The following is a 16,665-nucleotide window of genomic DNA, read 5'->3' as shown; positions in this document are numbered from 1 at the left end:
GCGATACCATCGTGCGGTGAACCTCGCCGCGCATCCCGTCTTCGTCTCCCTCACCCCCGTCTTCCTGCTCATCGGACTCGGCTATCTGGCCGGGCGGCTGCAGTGGATCCGCGACGCGGCGGTCAAGGACCTCTCCAACCTCGTCTTCATGGTGCTGATCCCGGCACTGCTGTTTCGCACCATGAGCGCGGTGCGCATCGAGGCGCTGGACCTTCGGCCCCTGCTGGCCTATTTTCCGGCGGCACTGCTGCTGCTGGCGGTCTGCATCGCCTGGCGTGGGGTCCATCGACGCAGTGTGGTGATCGGGCTGGCCAGCATCTTCTCCAACATGGTGATGATCGGCATCACGCTGGTCGAGCTGGCCTATGGCAAGGCCGGTCTGGTGACGCTGCTCACGCTGGTGTCGGTGCATGCGCTCATCTTGTTGAGCGTGGGCTCGGTGGTGCTCGAACTGGTGGTGGCGCGTGAGGCGCGAGAGCAGGGCGGCAGCGCACCGCACTTGTGGGCCACCATGGCTTCGGTGGCCAGGGGCACCCTGATCCACCCGATCCCGCTGCCCATCATTTGCGGTTTGCTGTTTGCGCAAACCGGTTGGGCCCTGCCAGTGGTCATCGACAAGCCACTGCAACTGCTGGGCAGCGCTTTCGGCCCGATCTCACTGGTGCTGGTGGGGGTCAGCCTCGCGGCCACGCCGATGTCTGGCCACTGGCGTGCCGCCCTGCAGGTGGTGCTGACCAAGAACCTCGTGCTGCCCGTGCTGGTGGGTGCCGGTGCCTGGGCCGTGGGCATCACCGGCCTGCCGCTCACCGTGGTGGTGGTGGCCGCAGCGCTGCCGGTGGGTGCCAACGTGTTTCTGTTTGCGCAGCGCTACGACACCGCGAAGGAGCTCACCACCGCCAGCATGGGCCTGACGACGGTCGCCGCTCTGTTCACGCTCAGTCTGGTGATGGCGATCATGTCGTGGCTGAACCCGCTCACTGGCTGATCTTGCGAGCCTCTTCGATCTGGTACTCGAAATAGCGCTGGATACCGAAGGCCAGGCTGCCCATGAAGGCGATCGTGCCGGTGAGCAGCGCCATCACCAGCGCGATGATCGTCAGCCAGTTCGTACGGCCGCTGCCGCTGCCGGGCTTCGAAGGGTTGAACCATCCATCCCACTTCTCGGCGTCGCTCAGGGCATAGACGATGCCGGTGAGGCAGGCGGCCGCAATGCTCATGCCCAGCAAGGGAATGAGCACCCACGAGAGTTTGTCGTCCTGCCCGTAGGCGAGCACACGCTCCACGCCATACCAGCCCAGCGCCGTGGGCACCGGGTGCAGCCAGCCCACCCAGTCACCCAGGCCGCGCAGGTAGAAGCGGTGCAGCCCGAGCGAGCCGCCCACGAGCGCCAGCCAGACCGCCACGGTCTTGTTCTTCGCGTGCGCCATCACGCCTCCTGCGGCGGTGTGCGGTCGGCCTCGCCGATGGCGCGCTCCATCAGCACGATGTCCAGCCAGCGGCCGAACTTCCAGCCGCAGGCCTTGACCGTGCCCACGTGCTCGAAACCCAGCGCGCGGTGCACGCCGACGGATCCCGCGTTGTCCGAGTCGCCGATCACCGCCATCACCTTGCGGATGCCCGAGCGCTCCAGCACCGCCACCAGTTCGGCCAGCAGCAGCCGGCCCAGGCCCCGGCCGGCCGCCTCGGGCGCGAGGTAGATCGAGTCCTCCACGGAGAAGCGGTAGGCCGGGCGCGGCTTGAACCAGTTGCCATAGGCGTAGCCGATCACCTGGCCATCGTCGTCCTCCAGCACCAGCCAGGGCAGGTTCTTGCCCAGCACGTCGGCCCGTCGCTGCGCCATCTCGGCCTCGGTGGGGGGGGTGGTTTCGAACGTCCCTGTGCCGTGCAGCACGTGGTGGGCGTAAATGCGGGTGATGGCGGCGACATCGTCGTCGCGGCTGGGGCGGATCAGTGGCATGGGGGCGGGAATGCGTTGATGGGGAAAGCGGCCGGGCTATAATCGCCGGCTTTGCAGCGTTTCGCTGGCCGGGTGGTCAGTCGTGTGTCTCAGGCGCTGCAGGAAGTCCGGTTCCGAACCCGTCGGTTCCGGCGGTCCCGGGAAGTACCCCGGGGAGCAACCACCCGAAGGATAAATCATGGTCGTCATTCGACTCTCCCGTGGCGGCGCCAAGGCCCGTCCGTTCTACAACATCGTCGTGGCCGACAAGCGCGCCCGTCGCGATGGCAATTTCATCGAGCGCATCGGCTTCTACAACCCGCTGGCCAAGGGCGGCGAGGAAACCCTGCGCATTGCCCAGGACCGCCTGACCTACTGGACCGGCGTGGGCGCCACCCCGTCGGACACCGTGGCACGCCTGATCAAGCAAGCGGCCACCAAAGCCGCCTGAACGCGGCCATGAGCGCGGCCCTGGTCGCGTCGGCACTGCCGGCCGACGCCGTCGAAATGGGGCGCGTTCTTGATGCCTGGGGCATCAAGGGCTGGGTCCGCATCCAGCCCCACAGCGCCGACACCGAGGCGCTGTTTGCCAGCCAGAACTGGTTCCTGCAGCCGCCCGAAGCTCGCTTCGCGCGCGGCTTTTCTGCTTTTGCGGGCACGGTGGTGGTGCGCGTGGCCGAACTCAAGGCACACGCCGACGGCCTGGTGGCACGCATCGAAGGGATCGACGACCGCAATGCCGCCGAAGCCCTCAAGGGCTGTCGCATCAGCCTGCCACGCAGCGCCTTCCCCGAGCCCGCCGAGGGCGAGTACTACTGGGTCGATCTGATCGGCCTGGACGTGGTCAATCGCGAGGGCGAACACCTGGGCGTGGTGCGCGATCTCCTGAGCACCGGCCCGAGCGACGTGCTGGTGCTCGAATACATCGAGACCGTGGACGGTGAAGAGCGAGCGGCCGAGCGCCTGATCCCGTTCGTGGACGCCTACATCGACGAGGTCGACCGGGCGAAGCGCCGCATCACGGCGGACTGGCAGAAAGACTACTGAGCAGGTCTGAGCGAACCCGCCATGCGCTTCGACGTCATCACGCTGTTTCCCGAGCTGTTCGAACCCTTCTTCGCACAAGGCATCAACCGGCGCGCGTTCGAAACGAAGCAGGTGGACGTGCGGCTGTGGAACCCGCGCGACTTTGCCGACGGCAACTACCGCCGCGTGGATGACCGGCCCTTCGGCGGCGGCCCGGGCATGGTGATGATGGCCGAGCCCCTGTGGCGCTGCCTGCAGGCCATTCGAGGCGATCGTGCCGAACCCGAGGGCTCCCAGGCGCCCGTGGTTCTGTTCTCGCCCGTGGGCGAGCGCCTGGACCACGCCGGCGTGGCGCAATGGTCCGCCAGTGCGGGCGCGGTGCTGCTGTGCGGGCGCTACGAGGGCGTCGACCAGCGCTTCATCGACGCCTGCGTTGACCGCCAGATCAGCCTGGGCGACTTCGTGCTCTCGGGGGGTGAGCTTGCCGCCATGGCATTGCTCGATGCTGTCGCGCGCCTGCAGCCAGGCGTGCTGGGCGATGCCGGCAGCCACCAGCAGGACAGCTTCAACCCGGCGCTGGACGGGTTGCTTGACAGCCCGCACTACACGCGCCCCGAGGTCTGGGGCGGGCCGACGGGCCAGGTTCCGGTGCCGGAGGTGTTGCTGGGCGGGCATCATGAGCGCATCGCCCGCTACCGGCGCGAGCAAAGCCTTCGACTGACGGCCGAGCGCCGCCCGGACCTGATCGAACGGGCGCGCGCTGAGGGGCGTCTGGACGGCGCCGACGAAGCCTTCCTGGCCAGACTTCGGTAACGTCGGGCCGAGTCTGGCTATAATGGTGGGCTTTTCGATCCTCTGGCCGGCCGCCGCGACCGGGATCGCGACCCACCACCACAGCCCGTTTCGCGGGCGCGTGCGGTGACGACGCACCGGATTCGCGGCCTTTAGTGCAGCGCGGCCATGATCGTGGAACAGGAACCATGAACCTCATCCAGACCCTTGAGCAGGAAGAAATCGCCCGTCTGGGCAAAGAGATCCCGGCTTTCGCCCCTGGCGACACCGTGATCGTCAGCGTCAACGTGATCGAAGGCACCCGCAAGCGCGTGCAGGCCTACGAAGGCGTGGTCGTTGCCCGTCGCAACCGTGGCCTGAACTCGAGCTTCATCGTGCGCAAGATCTCCAGCGGCGAAGGCGTGGAGCGTACCTTCCCGCTGTACAGCCCGCTGATCGCGAAGATCGAGGTCAAGCGCCGTGGTGACGTGCGTCGCGCCAAGCTGTACTACCTGCGCGAGCGCAGCGGCAAGTCGGCCCGCATCAAGGAAAAGCTGGGCGCCTGAAGCCAGCCCTGCGAAAAGCCGCTCCCCGGAGCGGCTTTTTTGTGCGCGTCACACTCTGCTGGCCCCCGCTTACCGATGACTGTTCGCCTGCCACCCTTTGACCCTCGCACCGTGCCCGTCGTGGCCACCGGTGCGACCGAGGGCCTGTTGCCCGCGCCGGCCCACCGTCTCACGCCCGACGGCCTGCGCACGCAGTTCCTCACGCCGCCAGTGTGGACGCCCGAACTGGTGCGCGAGCGCCGCTTCGCCGAGCGCGAGCCGGCGGATGCCGCCGTGCTCTTGCCGCTGGTCGTGCGCGACCAACTCAGCTTGCTGCTCACCCAGCGCACAGCGCACCTGTCCACCCACTCGGGGCAGATTGCGTTTCCGGGCGGCAAGGTCGACGCCACGGACCGCGATGCCACTGCCGCTGCCTTGCGCGAAGCCGAAGAAGAGATCGGGCTGGCGGCGCACCACGTCGAGGTGCTGGGTACCTTGCCCGAATACATCACCGGCACGGCATTCCACATCACGCCGGTGGTGGCGCTGGTCAGCCCGGATTTCGACTTGCAGCCCAATCCGCACGAGGTGGACGACGTGTTCGAAGTGCCGCTGTCGTTCCTGATGGACCCGCGTCACCATCGCCGTCATGCACTGAGCTTCGAAGGCGCCGTGCGTGAGTGGTACTCCATGCCTTGGCATGACGGGCAGCACGAGCGCTTCATCTGGGGCGCCACCGCGGGCATGTTGCGCAACCTGTATCGTTTCCTGTCGGCTTGAAACGCGGGCCGCCGCCGGGGCACGCTGTGCCGCCCACTATCATGCGCGCATGGGTTTCCTGGCCATTTTGCTGGCGCTGCTGATCGAGCAGGCTCGCCCCCTTTCCTTCGACAACCCCGTTCACGCCGGGCTGCGCGCCTGGGGCCGCACCGTGCGCCGCAACCTCGACGCGGGCGAGCGCTCGCACGGCTGGATCGCGTGGTTGCTGGCGGTCGCCTTTCCTGGCGCCGTGGCGGCGCTGGTGCACCACGGGCTGTGGCAGATCAGCAGCTTCCTCGCGTTCGCGTGGACGGTGGCCGTGCTGTACGTGACCCTGGGCTTTCGCCAGTTCAGCCACCACTTCAGCCAGATCCGCCGCAGCCTGGAGGAGGGCGACGAACGTTCTGCACGCGAGCAACTCGCGGCCTGGCTGCGGGTGGACGCGAGCAGCCTGCCGCGGGCCGAACTCTTGCGCCAGGTCATCGAGCACTCGGTGCTGGCGGCGCACCGCCATGTGTTCGGCGTCCTCGTGTGCTTCATTGTCTTCTGGGTGATCGGCCTGGGGCCGGCCGGCGCGGTGGTCTACCGGCTGGCCGAGTACCTCTCGCGCAACTGGCGTACCCGTCCCGACGGCACGCCCAGTCCGCCGCTGTGCGACGCGGCGGTCACCGCCTGGCGCTGGATCGATCACGTGCCGGCGCGCGCCACGGCGCTGGGCTTTGCGGTGGTCGGCAACTTCGAGGAGGCGGTCGGGAGCTGGCGCGCCGATGCCGAGCGTTTTGCACCGGGCAGCGACGGCGTGGTGCTGGCGGCCACCTCGGGCGCGATGAACGTGCGCCTCACGCCGCAAGACCCGACGGTCGAACCGCCCGACGAGATGGATCCGGGCGCCCGCCCCGAGCCGCAATTGGCGCACCTGGGCAGCGCGGTCGGGTTGGTGTGGCGTGCGGTGGTGCTGTGGATGCTGCTGCTGGCGCTGCTCACGCTCGCGCGGATTTGAGGGCATCGCCCGCGCCGTTTGTGTGCGGGTTCAGTACGCGGGCTTGGCGGCCAGTTCGTCGAACAGCGCCTGGTAGAGGGTGTAGCGGGTGGCGTCGATGGCGAGCGGGTCGCTCGCCGGATCACTGCCCACGTGCGGGCGCACGCCGCAGCCGGGCTCGTGACGGTGCGTGCAGTTGTAGAACCGGCAGTTGCCCAGCGTCGCGCGCACATCCGGCATGAGCATGGCCAGCTCGGTGGGCTCGACGTGGTGCAGGCCGAAGGCCTGAAAGCCTGGCGAGTCGATCAAGGCGCTGCGGTGCGAAGCGTCGATCCAGTACCAGGTTGTGGTTGTGGTGGTGTGGCGGCCCGAGTTGAGCGCGGTGGAGATCTCACCGGTCTGCGCGCCGGCCTCGGGCACGAGGCGGTTCACCAGCGTGCTCTTGCCGGCGCCCGAAGGGCCGAGCACCAGCGTGGCCTTGCCTTCGAGCCGCTGGCGCAGATCGTCCAGGCCGTGGTCGGTTTTCAGGCCGAGCGGCAGCACGGCGAGGCCCATGTGCCGGTGTGGGGCCAGCCGCGCCCAGGCAGCCTCGAACGGCGCGCCCAGATCGTGCTTGTTGAGCACAATCAGCGCTGCGATGCCCGCGGCTTCGGCTGCGATCAGGGCGCGCGCGAGCTGCATGTCGGAGAACACCGGCTCGGCCGCCAGCAGCACCAACACCTGGTCCAGGTTGGCTGCGAAGGATTTGGTGCGGAGTTCGTCCTGGCGGTAGAGCAGATTGCGGCGTTCTTCCACACGTTCGATCACGCCCTCGTCGCCACTGAGCGACCAGCGCACGCGATCGCCCACCACCACCGCATTCTTCTTGCCCCGCGGGTGGCAGAGGGTGCGTTGGCCGTCGTCGCCTTCGACGAGACAGTGTCGGCCATGCGCGGCCACCACCCGCCCGGCAAGCTCAGCGCTCAATGGACGACCTCCGCCGTGCGGAATGCGGGGCGATGAGCCTCGGAGGCGGCCCGGCGACCCATCAAGTGCCCTGCAGCGCGTTGACGGCGGCGGCGCAGAAGAAGTCGCTGACCGAGATGCCGTTCACATCGTGCGTGTTGAAGCGCAGCGTGCAGCGGTTGTAGCCGAAGGCCACATCGGGGTGGTGATCCTCGCGGTGTGCAACCCAGGCCACCGCGTTGACGAAGGCCATGGTCTCGTGGAAGTTGGCGAAGCGGAAGGTCCGCTCGATCGAGCCGTCGATGAGTTTCCACCCATCGGGATGGGTGCCGTTGAGCTGGCTCAGTTGCGTGACGATTTCGGTGGCGTTGAGCGCGCGGCGGTTCTGGTGGATGGGGTTCATGTTCAGGTGGCCTGCAGGCGCGACAGGCGCTCGCTGGCGGGCGGGTGGGAGTAGTAAAAGCGCGCGTACAGCGGATCGGGCGTGAGCGTGCTGGCGTTGTCCTGGTAGAGCTTGAGCAGCGCGCTGGCGAGATCGGCGCCGCGCGTTTTCTCCATCGCGAAGGCGTCGGCCTCGAACTCGTGCTTGCGCGAGACCTGCGCCATCAATGGCGACAGGAAGAAGGTGAACAGTGGTGCCACCAGCAGGAACAGGATGAGCGCGAGCGCATCGTTGGGCGCGTCCATCGCTGGCGTGACGCCCAGGCCGCTGTAGAACCAGGCCTGCGACGCGGCCCAGCCCAGCGCCGCAAAGCCCAGCAGGCTGAGCGCGAACAGCAGTGCGATGCGCTTGAGGATGTGACGGCGCCGGTAGTGGCCCAGCTCGTGCGCCAGCACCGCATCGATCTCGTCGGCATTGAGCTGCTGCAGCAAGGTATCGAAGAAGACCACGCGCTTGGCCGCGCCGAAGCCCGTGAAGTAGGCGTTGGCATGCGCGCTGCGCTTGCTGCCGTCCATCACGAACAGACCCTGCGCCGAAAAGCCGCAGCGCGCCATGAGCGCGTTCACGCGCGCCTTGAGCTGCTCGTCGGCCAGGGGTTCGAACTTGTTGAAAAGCGGCGCGATGAGCGTTGGGTAGAGCACCAGCGCGAGCAGGTTGAAGCCCATCCACACGCCCCAGGCCCACAGCCACCAGGTCGACCCGGCGCTGCCCATGAGCCACAGCACCAGCGCCACCACCGGCGTGCCGATCAGCAGGCCCACCAGCGTGCCCTTGAGCCCGTCCGCGACCCCCAGGCCGGGCGTCATCTTGTTGAAGCCGAAGCGCTCCTCGAGCCGGAACGTCGCGTACCAGGAGAACGGCAACCCGATCAACCCGCCGATGAGGGCAAAGGCACCGATCAACGCAAGCTGCTGCCACAGGCCGGGGCCGAGGAGCCCGAACAGAGCCTGGTTCAAGGCATCGAGCCCGCCGAGCAGCGTCCAGCCCACCAGCACCGCGGCCTCGAACGCTGTGGTCAGCAGGCCGAAACGCGCCTTGGCGATGGTGTAGTCGGCCGCCTTGCGGTGCGCTTCGAGGGGGATGGTGGCATCAAAGGGCGCCGGCACCTGGTCGCGGTGTCGCGCCACGTGGCGGATCTGACGGCTCGCCAGCCAGGTGCGGGCGAGCAGGCCCAGCACCAGCAGGGCGCAGAAGACGGCGGTGAAGGTGAGGGCGGCAGCGTCCATGAGGGCACCGAGTCTAGCCAACCGGGCTGGCCACCGGCGCGGGGCAGGGCCATGGCCCCGATGGCGGATCGGGGACAATCGCGCGATGACCGTGAACCCCTCTCCCATCGCCACCCCCGGCACCCTGAGCAAGAGCGACCTGAACCTGGTCTGGATCGATTGCGAGATGAGCGGCCTCGACCCCGAGAAAGAGCGCCTGCTCGAGATCGCGGTGGTGATCACCGGCCCGCAGCTCACCCCGCGCGTCGAAGGCCCGGTGATCGTGATCCATCAGAGCGACGCGGTGCTCGATGCCATGGACGCGTGGAACAAGGGCACGCACGGCCGCAGCGGCCTGATCGACAAGGTGCGCGCCAGCACCGTGGATGAGGCCGAGGCCGAGCATCAGCTGATCGACTTCATCGCGCGCTATGTGCCCAAGCAGGCGTCGCCCCTGTGTGGCAACACCATCGGGCAGGACCGCCGCTTCCTGGTGAAGTACATGCCGAAGCTGGAGGGCTACCTGCACTACCGCAACGTGGACGTGAGCACGCTCAAGGAACTGGCCAAGCGCTGGAAGCCCGAGGTGGTGGACGCGTTCAAGAAGCGCCAGTTGCACACCGCGCTGGCCGACGTGCACGAGTCAATCGACGAGCTCGAGCACTACCGCACGCACTTCCTGCGCTGACGCGGCGAAATCGCCGGGCCGATGCGGCTTGGCGCGCACATCCATGACAATACGGTGACATTCACGCCGAATTCACATGAAGAAGAAGTCCCGTCCCTTTGCCGAGCGTCACCTGGAGTCGCTGCAACTGGCCACCGCGGTGGCCTTTCTTCTGCTCGTGGGCCTGTACGCCTCACTGACCGGCGCGGCCGATGCCGGGCTGAGCCGCACGGCCGTCTGGCTGCTCATCGTCGCCGCGGCGGTGGGCGCCTACATGGCCATGAACATCGGCGCTAACGACGTCGCCAACAACATGGGCCCGGCGGTCGGATCGGGCGCCATGACCATGGGCTGGGCCATCCTCGTGGCCGCGGTGTTCGAGGCACTGGGAGCCATCGTGGCCGGCGGCGATGTCGTCGGCACCATCAAGGGCGGCATCATCGATCCGGCCGACATCAGCGACCCGACGGTGTTCGCCTGGGTGATGTTCGCGGCACTGCTGGCCGGTGCGCTCTGGCTCAACCTGGCCACCGCGCTGGGCGCGCCCGTGTCCACCACGCACTCCATCATCGGCGCTGTCATGGGGGCGGGCATCGCAGCCGGCGGCTGGGGGCTGGTGAACTGGTCGACCATCGGCGCCATCGTGGCGAGCTGGGTCATCTCGCCTCTGGCCGGGGCCCTGATCGCGGCGGCGTTCCTCTACGTCATCAAGCGCAGCGTGACCTACCGCACCGAGAAGACCGAGGCCGCAGCGCGCGTGGTTCCGGTGCTGATCGCCGTCATGGTGTGGGCCTACACCACGTACATGCTGCTCAAAGGGGTGAGCCAGCTCGTCAAGATCGGCATCTTCCCGGCGCTGGCCATGGGTGCCGTGGTTGCGATCGTGGTCTGGGCGTTCATCCGCCAGCCGATCGCGCGTGCCGCGCTGCGCCAGGAAAACTCCAAGGACGGCGTGAATCACCTGTTCACCTGGCCGCTGGTGTGCTCTGCCGCACTGCTGAGCTTCGCGCACGGCGCCAACGACGTCGCCAACGCGGTCGGCCCGCTCGCCGCCATCTACGAAGCCGTCAAGACCGGGGTCATTGCCACCAAGGCCGGCACACCGCTGTGGATCATGGTGCTGGGGGCGCTCGGTCTGGCCGTCGGGTTGGCGCTCTACGGGGCGCGTCTCATTCGCACCGTGGGCAAGGAGATCACCGAACTCGACCAGATGCGCGCTTACTCCATTGCCATGGCCGCCACGGTCACGGTGATCGTGGCGTCGCAGCTGGGCATGCCGGTGTCCACCACGCACATCTCGATCGGCGCGGTGTTCGGCGTCGGCTTCCTGCGCGAATTGCTGAAGGTGAACTACGCCAAGATGGAAGCCACGGTGCGTGCCGGCCACCAGGGTGTGGATCGCGAGGAAGTCGAGGCCTACATGCAGCGCTTCGAGGCCGCCGAAGTGCAGGAGAAGAAGCAGATGCTGGCCGAGATGAAGCAGCGCGCCAAGGTGCGCGGCCTCGACGGCGCGGTGTTCGCCAAGGGTGAGCGCAAGGCCTTCAAGAAGGCCTACAAGAAGGAAATCGTCAAGCGCTCGGTGGTGATGCGCATCATCGCGGCCTGGATCATCACGGTGCCCGCCACGGCGGTGATTGCCGCGCTGCTGTTTCACATGGTCGCCGCGGTGCTCGGCTGACCAAAAGGTGAAGCGGACCTGGGGTTTTCCCTGAATCTGTGCGACAATCACAGGCTTCGCCGGCAACGGTGAAGTCTTTGTGCATTGGCCTCACACACCCGGCCCCCCGACACCGCCTGCTTTTGAGCATTGGCGAGCAGGGGCCACCGCTTCCGGGCGGACCGTTTGTGGTTGATGTTGTGTAACCACGAACGGATCCGACGCCCCGGGGCTCAACTTCCCCTTCGCGCGGCATTCGGTCATTGGCGCCCATTTCTTTTTCGGGCGCAGGAACGAACATGAGCGACGCTTTTGAAGCGCGCGGCGAAACCTCGCCCGCAATGAACCCCGAACAACAACAAGCCCCGGTCGACGCCAGCGCGTTTGCCGAACTTGGCCTGGCGCCGGAACTGGTGGCCGCGGTGGCCGACCTCGGCTTCACCCAGCCCACGGCGGTGCAGGCGCACGTGATGCCGCTGGCCCTCAAGGCCGAAGGCGCCGAGCGCTTTGCCGACCTGATGGTCTCCAGCCAGACCGGCAGCGGCAAGACGGCGGCCTTCCTGCTGCCCGTGCTGCACACCCTCATCCAGCAACAGGCTGCCCGTGCCGAAGCCGAACGCGTCGAGCGTGAACGCCTGGTGGCCGAAGCCATGGCCCGCGGCGAAGCCCCGCCCAAGGCGCCCAAGCGCCAGAACCCGCTGCTGCCGCGCAACTTCAAGGCCGCCACGCCCGGCGCCCTCATTCTGTGCCCGACGCGCGAACTCGCACAGCAGGTGGCCCACGACGCCATCGACCTCGTGCGCCACTGCCGTGGCTTGCGCATTGCCAACGTGGTGGGTGGCATGCCCTACCAGTTGCAGATCGCCAAGCTGCAGAACGCCGACCTCGTGGTGGCCACGCCGGGCCGGTTGCTCGACCTGCAGCGCTCGATGCAGCTCAAGCTCGATCAGGTGCAGTTCCTCGTGGTCGATGAGGCCGACCGCATGCTCGACCTCGGTTTCTCGGACGATCTCGCCGAAATCAACGCACTCACCGCACAGCGCCGCCAGACCATGATGTTCAGCGCCACCTTCGCGCCGCGCATCCAGCAACTCGCCATGCGCGTGATGCACGACAACGGCAAGCACGTGCAGAAGGTGCAGATCGACAGCCCGCAAGAGCAGCACGCCAACATCAAGCAGGTGCTGTTCTGGGCCGACAACGCGGATCACAAGCGCAAGCTGCTCGACCACTGGCTGCGCGACGCGTCGATCAACCAGGCCATCGTGTTCGCCAGCACCCAGATCGAATGCGACGGACTGGCCACCGAGCTGCAGCAGGCCGGCTTTGCCGCCGTGGCGCTGCACGGCGCGCTCAGCCAGGGCCTGCGCAACCGCCGCCTGATGGCGCTGCGCAACGGCCAGGTGCAGATTCTGGTGGCCACCGACGTCGCCGCGCGCGGCATCGACGTGCCCACCATCACGCACGTCTTCAACTTCGGTCTGCCGATGAAGGCGGAGGACTACACGCACCGCATCGGCCGCACCGGCCGCGCCGGTCGCGACGGCCTGGCTGTGACGTTTGCCGAATTCCGCGATCGCCGCCGCATCGGCGACATCGAGGCCTACACGCAGCAACGCTTCAAACCCGAAGTGGTGCCCGGCCTGGAGCCGCGTGAACGCGCTCCCCAGCCCGAGCGCTTTGGCGGCCGCGGCCGTGGTGGCGATCGTTTCGCCGGCCGTTCCAACGACCGTTTCGGCGGTGATCGCCGCGGCGCGCCGCCCCGTGGCCCGCGCTTTGAAAACCGCGACAGCGTACCGCGCTTCGATCCGCGCGGCGGCGACCGATTCGACGCAGCGCGTGGCGACCGGGCTGCGCGCCAGGACACGCGCTTCGACCCGCGTTTCGAGCAACGCACCGATCAGCGCGCTGCACCATCGCGTGGCTTCAACGACCGCGGCCCTGCTGCCCCGCGCGGCGGTTTTGCTGACCGTCCGGTGCGCTCGGGTCCGAGGCCCAACGGCTTTGGCGATCGCCCGGCCTTTGGTGACCGGGCCCGCCGCGGCCGCTGACGCGCACGTCGCTTCACACCAACGGGCCTGCGGGCCCGTTGTTCATGGGCGATGGTCGCTCAGGTTTCGTTCCACTCCAGCACCTCCCACGCGCCGTCGAGCCCGGGGCCGCCACGGATGCGAGCGAGGTCCATGCCCAGTCGCTGCAGGTGCCACGGGTGCTCCTGACCATCGAGACGGTCATCGCTCGCGCGTTCGATCGTGCACACACCGCGCGCCATGTCGATGCGTGCAAAGCGCAGCGCAGGCGTGGCGACTGACCCATCCGGCCCGGGCGCGCGGTGCAGCAGGTAGTCGCCGCACACCAGCAGCAGTTCGTGCGTCGGTTGACCCTGTCCGTCTCGTCGCGACAGCACGATGCGCCGCCCCTGTGAACCCGGCAGCCTCTCCCACACCGCGAGGTGCCGCTCGTTCATGCCGAACTGCACCACGCGATCGGGCGTCTGGAACACACTGCGCTCCGCTCCCGGGCCTATGGCGCATTCCACGGCCCGCTCACCGTCGTGCGCCAGACTGCCCTGCCAGCGTGCTGTCTGTATCCAGCGTGCCCAGGTATCGGTGTCGCGCCCGCGGGCCGTTTCAAGCAGCGTGCGTGCCCAGACACCCTGGTGTGCGGCGGGCATCGCTGCACTGGCGGGCGATGGCGCTTGCGCTGCCTCGCGCGTGATGGTCGCCCCGCTTTGCACGTTGCTTGCCTCCATGTCTGGCCGCTCGGCCGGTGGTCCGATTCGGTGCGGGCCGCACCGAGCCGGTCCGGCCTCAAGGCAGATGTAGCAAGCAGCGGGCCAGCAGCGGCGTCAGGTGCCGCGTCGTGTGCGCGGCGAGCGCGCCGATGCGCTGGTGCTGGGCTGCAGCGGAATGAATGGCGCCCGGGCTTCGTCGGCCAGGCCATCGGTGAGCGTCTGCAGCAATTCGATGAGCTGGGAACGCTGCGACTGGCTCAGGGGCGAGAGCAGGCGCTGGTAGGCACGCTCGGCGGGTTCGCGCGCGGCCTGGAGCACTTCCTGGCCTTGCGGGGTCAGGCTGACCGTCATCTGGCGCCGGCTCACGCTGGATCGCTCGCGCAGCACCAGGCGGCGTTCTTCCAGCCCCTTGAGCACGCGCATCACCGTCACTTTGTCGAACGCCAATGCGCGCGCCAGGCGGGTCTGGTCGAGCCCGGGCTCGGCGGCCAGCACGGTGAGCACACCATATTGCGCTGGCGTGAGGCCGACCTCGGCACAGGCGCTCTCGAACACGGCCGCCGAGATCTGGTGGGTGCGGCGCAGCAGGAAGCCGGGGCGTTGGTAAAGATCGGACAACATGGCGGTGTGGGTCGGGCGACCCGGGATTCTACGGACGCGGTGCGAGGTCATTGCCGCGATAATAGGAAGCATGCTTACGCTTGGAGACGGTGCATGAGCTTTGCCCTTTCCCGCGCACGCCGCGCATTGATCGGTACTGCGTTGCTGGCCTGTGCCGGTATGGTCGCCGCGCAAACGGCCGAAGGCCCGCTGCGTCTGATCGTGCCGTTCACGCCAGGCACCGGCATCGACCTGATTGCGCGCACGGTGGGCCCGAAGCTGTCCGAGCGCCTCAAGCGCCCTGTGGTGGTGGAAAACCGCGCCGGCGCCTCGGGCAACATCGGCACCGAGGCGGTGGTGCGCGCTGCGCCCGACGGCAACACCCTGTTGGTGAGCGTGAACACGCTGGTGATGAACCGCAGCCTCTACCCGCAGCTGCCGTTCGACCCGGTGCGCGACCTGCAGCCGGTGAGTCTCACGAGCTGGGGGCAGTTGGTGCTGGTGACGCATCCGCGCACCGGCTTCAAGACCGCGGCCGATCTGGTCGATGCGGCAAGGAAGGCGCCGGGCAAACTCAACTACGCTTCGCCGGGTGTGGGAACGCCGCACCACCTGTCGATGGAGCTGTTCAAGACCACGGCCAAGGTGTTCCTCACGCACATTCCCTACCGCGGTACCGGTCCGGCGGTCACCGATCTCATCGGCAGCCAGATCGAGGCCATGTTCCTGCCGATCCACGTGGCGCTGTCGCAGGTACGCAGTGGGCGCCTGGTGGCGCTGGGCATCGGCAGCGACAAGCGTCACCCGCTGCTGCCCGATGTGCCCACCCTCACGGAGGCACGCGCGGGCGAGGTCAACGTCGACATGTGGTACGGCATCTTCGCGCCCAAGGGCATGCCGGCGGCGCAGGTGGCCGCGCTCAATCGCGAGATCAACGACATCTTGCGCAGCGAAGATGTCAAGAAGGCCTTCGAAGGTCAGGGCATGGACCCGGCGAGCGACACGCCCGAGGGTTTTGCACGGCTCGTGGCCCGCGACGCGGACCGCTGGGCCGCGCTCATCAAGACGCAGGGCATCAAGGCGGAATAAGGCATGGGCAAGGGAGCTGACATGAAGATCGCCGTGGTGGGCGGCGGCATCGCTGGCCTGGCGTTCGCGCTCGGCCTGCAGCGGCACGGTTTGTCGTGCGAGGTGTACGAAGGCGCGCCCGAGGTGAAGGAACTGGGCGTGGGCATCACGCTGCTGCCGCACGCCATTCGCGAACTCGACGCGCTGGGACTTCTCGCCGAGCTCGAGGCCATCGGCATCGAGAACCGCGAAAGCGTTTTCTTCAACCGGTGGGGCCAGTATGTCTACAGCGAGCCGCGTGGCCGCCACGCCGGCTATGGCCTGCCCGAGCTCGGCATCCACCGCGGCAAACTGCATGGCGTGCTCTGGCGCGCAGCCCAACAACGCCTAGGCAGCGCGCACCTGAACGCCGGGCATCGCTGCATCGGCATCGAGCCGGCCGAACATGGCGCCACACTGCGCTTTGACAACGGCACCGAGGTGCAGGCCGACGTGGTGGTGGCGTGCGACGGCGTGAACTCGGTGGTGCGTCGCCATTTCTTCCCGGATGACCGCGTCTGCTATGCCGGCATCAACACCTGGCGCGGTGTCACGGTGCACAAGCCCATCCTCACCGGCAAGAGTTACCTGCGCGTCGGCAGCATCGACACCGGCAAGATGGTGATCTACCCGATCGTCGACAACGTCGATGGCCAGGGCAACCAGCTCATCAACTGGGTGGCCGAGATCCGCGACCCGGCGGCGCGCATGAACGACTGGAACAAGCCCGGACGCGTCGAGGATTTCCTGCCGATCTTTGACGGCTGGCGCTACGACTGGCTGGATGTGCCCGCGCTCATCACCGGTGCACAGCAGATTTTCGAGTACCCCATGGTCGACAAGGACCCGTTGCCGCGCTGGAGTTTCGGGCGCGTCACCCTCATGGGGGATGCTGCACATCCCATGTACCCGCGCGGCTCGAACGGCTCGGCGCAGGCACTGATCGATGCCCGCACCCTGGCGGACGAACTGGCCGACACCCCGGGCGACCCCGAGGGCGCGCTGCAGCGGTACCAGGCGGCACGCCTGCCGGCCACGGCGCGCGTGGTCGAGACCAACCGCACGCTGCCGCCGGACTTCATCATCATGAAAGCCGACGAGCTCAGCGGCGGGCAGCCGTTCCAGCGCATCGACGATCTGATCAGCCAGGACGAGCTGCGCGCGATCTCCGACAACTACAAGCAGATCGCCGGCTTCGCCCTGAAAAGCTGAGCGGGTATTGTTCACACATTTCCGACGGACGTCGGGGTGCATGGCGCCAAAGGCGGCAAACACCCCGGGGAGTGTGGCAA

19 protein-coding genes are annotated in these 16,665 nt (G+C 67.8%); 12 read left to right on the top strand and 7 right to left on the bottom strand.

What is annotated here, in order from left to right; all coding sequences use genetic code 11:
- The first annotated feature begins 16 nt into the window (after positions 1-16).
- Positions 17-985 (top strand): AEC family transporter, encoded by a 969-nt coding sequence (locus tag M3149_RS01965; protein WP_251707659.1) that lies wholly within the window; start codon positions 17-19, stop codon positions 983-985.
- On the opposite strand, the gene M3149_RS01960 is transcribed toward M3149_RS01965, so the two are convergent.
- Together M3149_RS01960 and M3149_RS01955 are read right to left on the bottom strand one after the other, a co-directional pair.
- Positions 975-1,427, bottom strand: a complete 453-nt coding sequence (locus tag M3149_RS01960) for an NINE protein (protein ID WP_251707658.1) — start codon at positions 1,425-1,427, stop codon at positions 975-977. The genes M3149_RS01965 and M3149_RS01960 overlap by 11 nt on opposite strands.
- A complete protein-coding gene (locus tag M3149_RS01955; protein ID WP_251707657.1) occupies positions 1,427-1,957 on the bottom strand; it encodes a GNAT family N-acetyltransferase in 531 nt (176 codons plus the stop codon). Before M3149_RS01955 ends, M3149_RS01960 begins: the two co-directional genes overlap by 1 nt.
- A gap of 178 nt (positions 1,958-2,135) precedes the next feature.
- Here M3149_RS01955 and rpsP point away from each other — a divergent pair, with 178 nt between their 5' ends.
- From rpsP to M3149_RS01925, 6 genes are all read left to right on the top strand, one after another.
- A complete protein-coding gene (gene rpsP / locus M3149_RS01950; RefSeq protein WP_251707656.1) occupies positions 2,136-2,387 on the top strand; it encodes a 30S ribosomal protein S16 in 252 nt (83 codons plus the stop codon).
- Between the two features lie 8 nt (positions 2,388-2,395).
- On the top strand, positions 2,396-2,983 hold the full coding sequence (gene rimM / locus M3149_RS01945) for a ribosome maturation factor RimM (RefSeq protein WP_251707655.1): 588 nt from the start codon (positions 2,396-2,398) through the stop codon (positions 2,981-2,983).
- Positions 2,984-3,004: 21 nt separating this feature from the next.
- On the top strand, positions 3,005-3,775 hold the full coding sequence (gene trmD / locus M3149_RS01940; protein WP_251707654.1) for a tRNA (guanosine(37)-N1)-methyltransferase TrmD: 771 nt from the start codon (positions 3,005-3,007) through the stop codon (positions 3,773-3,775).
- A gap of 167 nt (positions 3,776-3,942) precedes the next feature.
- A complete protein-coding gene (gene rplS, locus M3149_RS01935; protein WP_251707653.1) occupies positions 3,943-4,299 on the top strand; it encodes a 50S ribosomal protein L19 in 357 nt (118 codons plus the stop codon).
- 75 nt (positions 4,300-4,374) lie between these two features.
- Positions 4,375-5,058, top strand: a complete 684-nt coding sequence (locus tag M3149_RS01930) for a CoA pyrophosphatase (protein WP_251707652.1) — start codon at positions 4,375-4,377, stop codon at positions 5,056-5,058.
- A 49-nt stretch (positions 5,059-5,107) separates the two neighbouring features.
- Positions 5,108-6,037 carry a CobD/CbiB family protein gene (locus tag M3149_RS01925; RefSeq protein ID WP_251707651.1) on the top strand — a complete coding sequence of 310 codons (930 nt, stop codon included), beginning with the start codon at positions 5,108-5,110 and terminating at the stop codon, positions 6,035-6,037.
- Positions 6,038-6,067: 30 nt separating this feature from the next.
- Here M3149_RS01925 and rsgA read toward each other — a convergent pair whose 3' ends face one another.
- The 3 genes from rsgA to M3149_RS01910 all read right to left on the bottom strand — a co-directional run bounded on the left by rsgA (position 6,068) and on the right by M3149_RS01910 (position 8,629).
- Entirely contained in the window at positions 6,068-6,982 is a 915-nt protein-coding gene (gene rsgA, locus M3149_RS01920) for a ribosome small subunit-dependent GTPase A (RefSeq protein WP_251707650.1), read from the bottom strand.
- A 61-nt stretch (positions 6,983-7,043) separates the two neighbouring features.
- Complete coding sequence (locus M3149_RS01915; RefSeq protein ID WP_251707649.1) at positions 7,044-7,364, bottom strand: 4a-hydroxytetrahydrobiopterin dehydratase; 321 nt, start codon at positions 7,362-7,364, stop codon at positions 7,044-7,046.
- Positions 7,365-7,366: 2 nt separating this feature from the next.
- Positions 7,367-8,629 (bottom strand): M48 family metallopeptidase, encoded by a 1,263-nt coding sequence (locus M3149_RS01910; RefSeq protein ID WP_251707648.1) that lies wholly within the window; start codon positions 8,627-8,629, stop codon positions 7,367-7,369.
- A gap of 85 nt (positions 8,630-8,714) precedes the next feature.
- Here M3149_RS01910 and orn point away from each other — a divergent pair, with 85 nt between their 5' ends.
- From orn to M3149_RS01895, 3 genes are all read left to right on the top strand, one after another.
- Complete coding sequence (gene orn / locus M3149_RS01905; RefSeq protein ID WP_251707647.1) at positions 8,715-9,296, top strand: oligoribonuclease; 582 nt, start codon at positions 8,715-8,717, stop codon at positions 9,294-9,296.
- 76 nt (positions 9,297-9,372) lie between these two features.
- The gene (locus tag M3149_RS01900; RefSeq protein ID WP_251707646.1) at positions 9,373-10,953 is read left to right on the top strand and encodes an inorganic phosphate transporter; all 1,581 of its coding nucleotides are present in this window, start codon (positions 9,373-9,375) and stop codon (positions 10,951-10,953) included.
- Positions 10,954-11,231: 278 nt separating this feature from the next.
- On the top strand, positions 11,232-12,983 hold the full coding sequence (locus tag M3149_RS01895; protein ID WP_251707645.1) for a DEAD/DEAH box helicase: 1,752 nt from the start codon (positions 11,232-11,234) through the stop codon (positions 12,981-12,983).
- Between the two features lie 59 nt (positions 12,984-13,042).
- Here M3149_RS01895 and M3149_RS01890 read toward each other — a convergent pair whose 3' ends face one another.
- Together M3149_RS01890 and M3149_RS01885 are read right to left on the bottom strand one after the other, a co-directional pair.
- Entirely contained in the window at positions 13,043-13,684 is a 642-nt protein-coding gene (locus tag M3149_RS01890; protein ID WP_251707644.1) for a hypothetical protein, read from the bottom strand.
- A gap of 96 nt (positions 13,685-13,780) precedes the next feature.
- Positions 13,781-14,287, bottom strand: a complete 507-nt coding sequence (locus M3149_RS01885) for a MarR family winged helix-turn-helix transcriptional regulator (protein WP_251707643.1) — start codon at positions 14,285-14,287, stop codon at positions 13,781-13,783.
- A 93-nt stretch (positions 14,288-14,380) separates the two neighbouring features.
- Between M3149_RS01885 and M3149_RS01880 the strand changes: the two genes are divergently transcribed.
- Both M3149_RS01880 and M3149_RS01875 read left to right on the top strand, forming a co-directional pair.
- Positions 14,381-15,355, top strand: a complete 975-nt coding sequence (locus tag M3149_RS01880) for a tripartite tricarboxylate transporter substrate binding protein (RefSeq protein WP_435370717.1) — start codon at positions 14,381-14,383, stop codon at positions 15,353-15,355.
- Between the two features lie 21 nt (positions 15,356-15,376).
- Positions 15,377-16,585, top strand: coding sequence for a flavin-dependent oxidoreductase (locus M3149_RS01875; RefSeq protein WP_251707642.1), 1,209 nt, complete (start codon positions 15,377-15,379; stop codon positions 16,583-16,585).
- Positions 16,586-16,665 lie beyond the last annotated feature (80 nt).

The sequence above is a fragment of the Hydrogenophaga intermedia genome (genome assembly GCF_023715105.1).
Lineage (GTDB): Bacteria > Pseudomonadota > Gammaproteobacteria > Burkholderiales > Burkholderiaceae_C > Hydrogenophaga > Hydrogenophaga intermedia_A.
The sequence above is the reverse complement of the archived record's forward strand: the minus strand, read 5'-3'. Positions and strand labels throughout refer to the sequence as shown.

Bases quoted from the DNA above. Each gene is read 5' to 3' on its own strand.
- rimM (WP_251707655.1), top strand. From the start codon at position 2,396: ATGAGCGCGGCCCTGGTCGCGTCGGCACTGCCGGCCGACGCCGTCGAA.
- M3149_RS01925 (WP_251707651.1), top strand. From the start codon at position 5,108: ATGGGTTTCCTGGCCATTTTGCTGGCGCTGCTGATCGAGCAGGCTCGC.
- rplS (WP_251707653.1), top strand. From the start codon at position 3,943: ATGAACCTCATCCAGACCCTTGAGCAGGAAGAAATCGCCCGTCTGGGC.
- M3149_RS01955 (WP_251707657.1), bottom strand. From the start codon at position 1,957: ATGCCACTGATCCGCCCCAGCCGCGACGACGATGTCGCCGCCATCACC.
- trmD (WP_251707654.1), top strand. From the start codon at position 3,005: ATGCGCTTCGACGTCATCACGCTGTTTCCCGAGCTGTTCGAACCCTTC.
- M3149_RS01875 (WP_251707642.1), top strand. From the start codon at position 15,377: ATGAAGATCGCCGTGGTGGGCGGCGGCATCGCTGGCCTGGCGTTCGCG.
- M3149_RS01900 (WP_251707646.1), top strand. From the start codon at position 9,373: ATGAAGAAGAAGTCCCGTCCCTTTGCCGAGCGTCACCTGGAGTCGCTG.
- orn (WP_251707647.1), top strand. From the start codon at position 8,715: ATGACCGTGAACCCCTCTCCCATCGCCACCCCCGGCACCCTGAGCAAG.
- M3149_RS01915 (WP_251707649.1), bottom strand. From the start codon at position 7,364: ATGAACCCCATCCACCAGAACCGCCGCGCGCTCAACGCCACCGAAATC.
- M3149_RS01930 (WP_251707652.1), top strand. From the start codon at position 4,375: ATGACTGTTCGCCTGCCACCCTTTGACCCTCGCACCGTGCCCGTCGTG.
- M3149_RS01895 (WP_251707645.1), top strand. From the start codon at position 11,232: ATGAGCGACGCTTTTGAAGCGCGCGGCGAAACCTCGCCCGCAATGAAC.
- M3149_RS01890 (WP_251707644.1), bottom strand. From the start codon at position 13,684: ATGGAGGCAAGCAACGTGCAAAGCGGGGCGACCATCACGCGCGAGGCA.
- M3149_RS01880 (WP_435370717.1), top strand. From the start codon at position 14,381: ATGAGCTTTGCCCTTTCCCGCGCACGCCGCGCATTGATCGGTACTGCG.
- M3149_RS01960 (WP_251707658.1), bottom strand. From the start codon at position 1,427: ATGGCGCACGCGAAGAACAAGACCGTGGCGGTCTGGCTGGCGCTCGTG.
- M3149_RS01885 (WP_251707643.1), bottom strand. From the start codon at position 14,287: ATGTTGTCCGATCTTTACCAACGCCCCGGCTTCCTGCTGCGCCGCACC.
- M3149_RS01910 (WP_251707648.1), bottom strand. From the start codon at position 8,629: ATGGACGCTGCCGCCCTCACCTTCACCGCCGTCTTCTGCGCCCTGCTG.
- rpsP (WP_251707656.1), top strand. From the start codon at position 2,136: ATGGTCGTCATTCGACTCTCCCGTGGCGGCGCCAAGGCCCGTCCGTTC.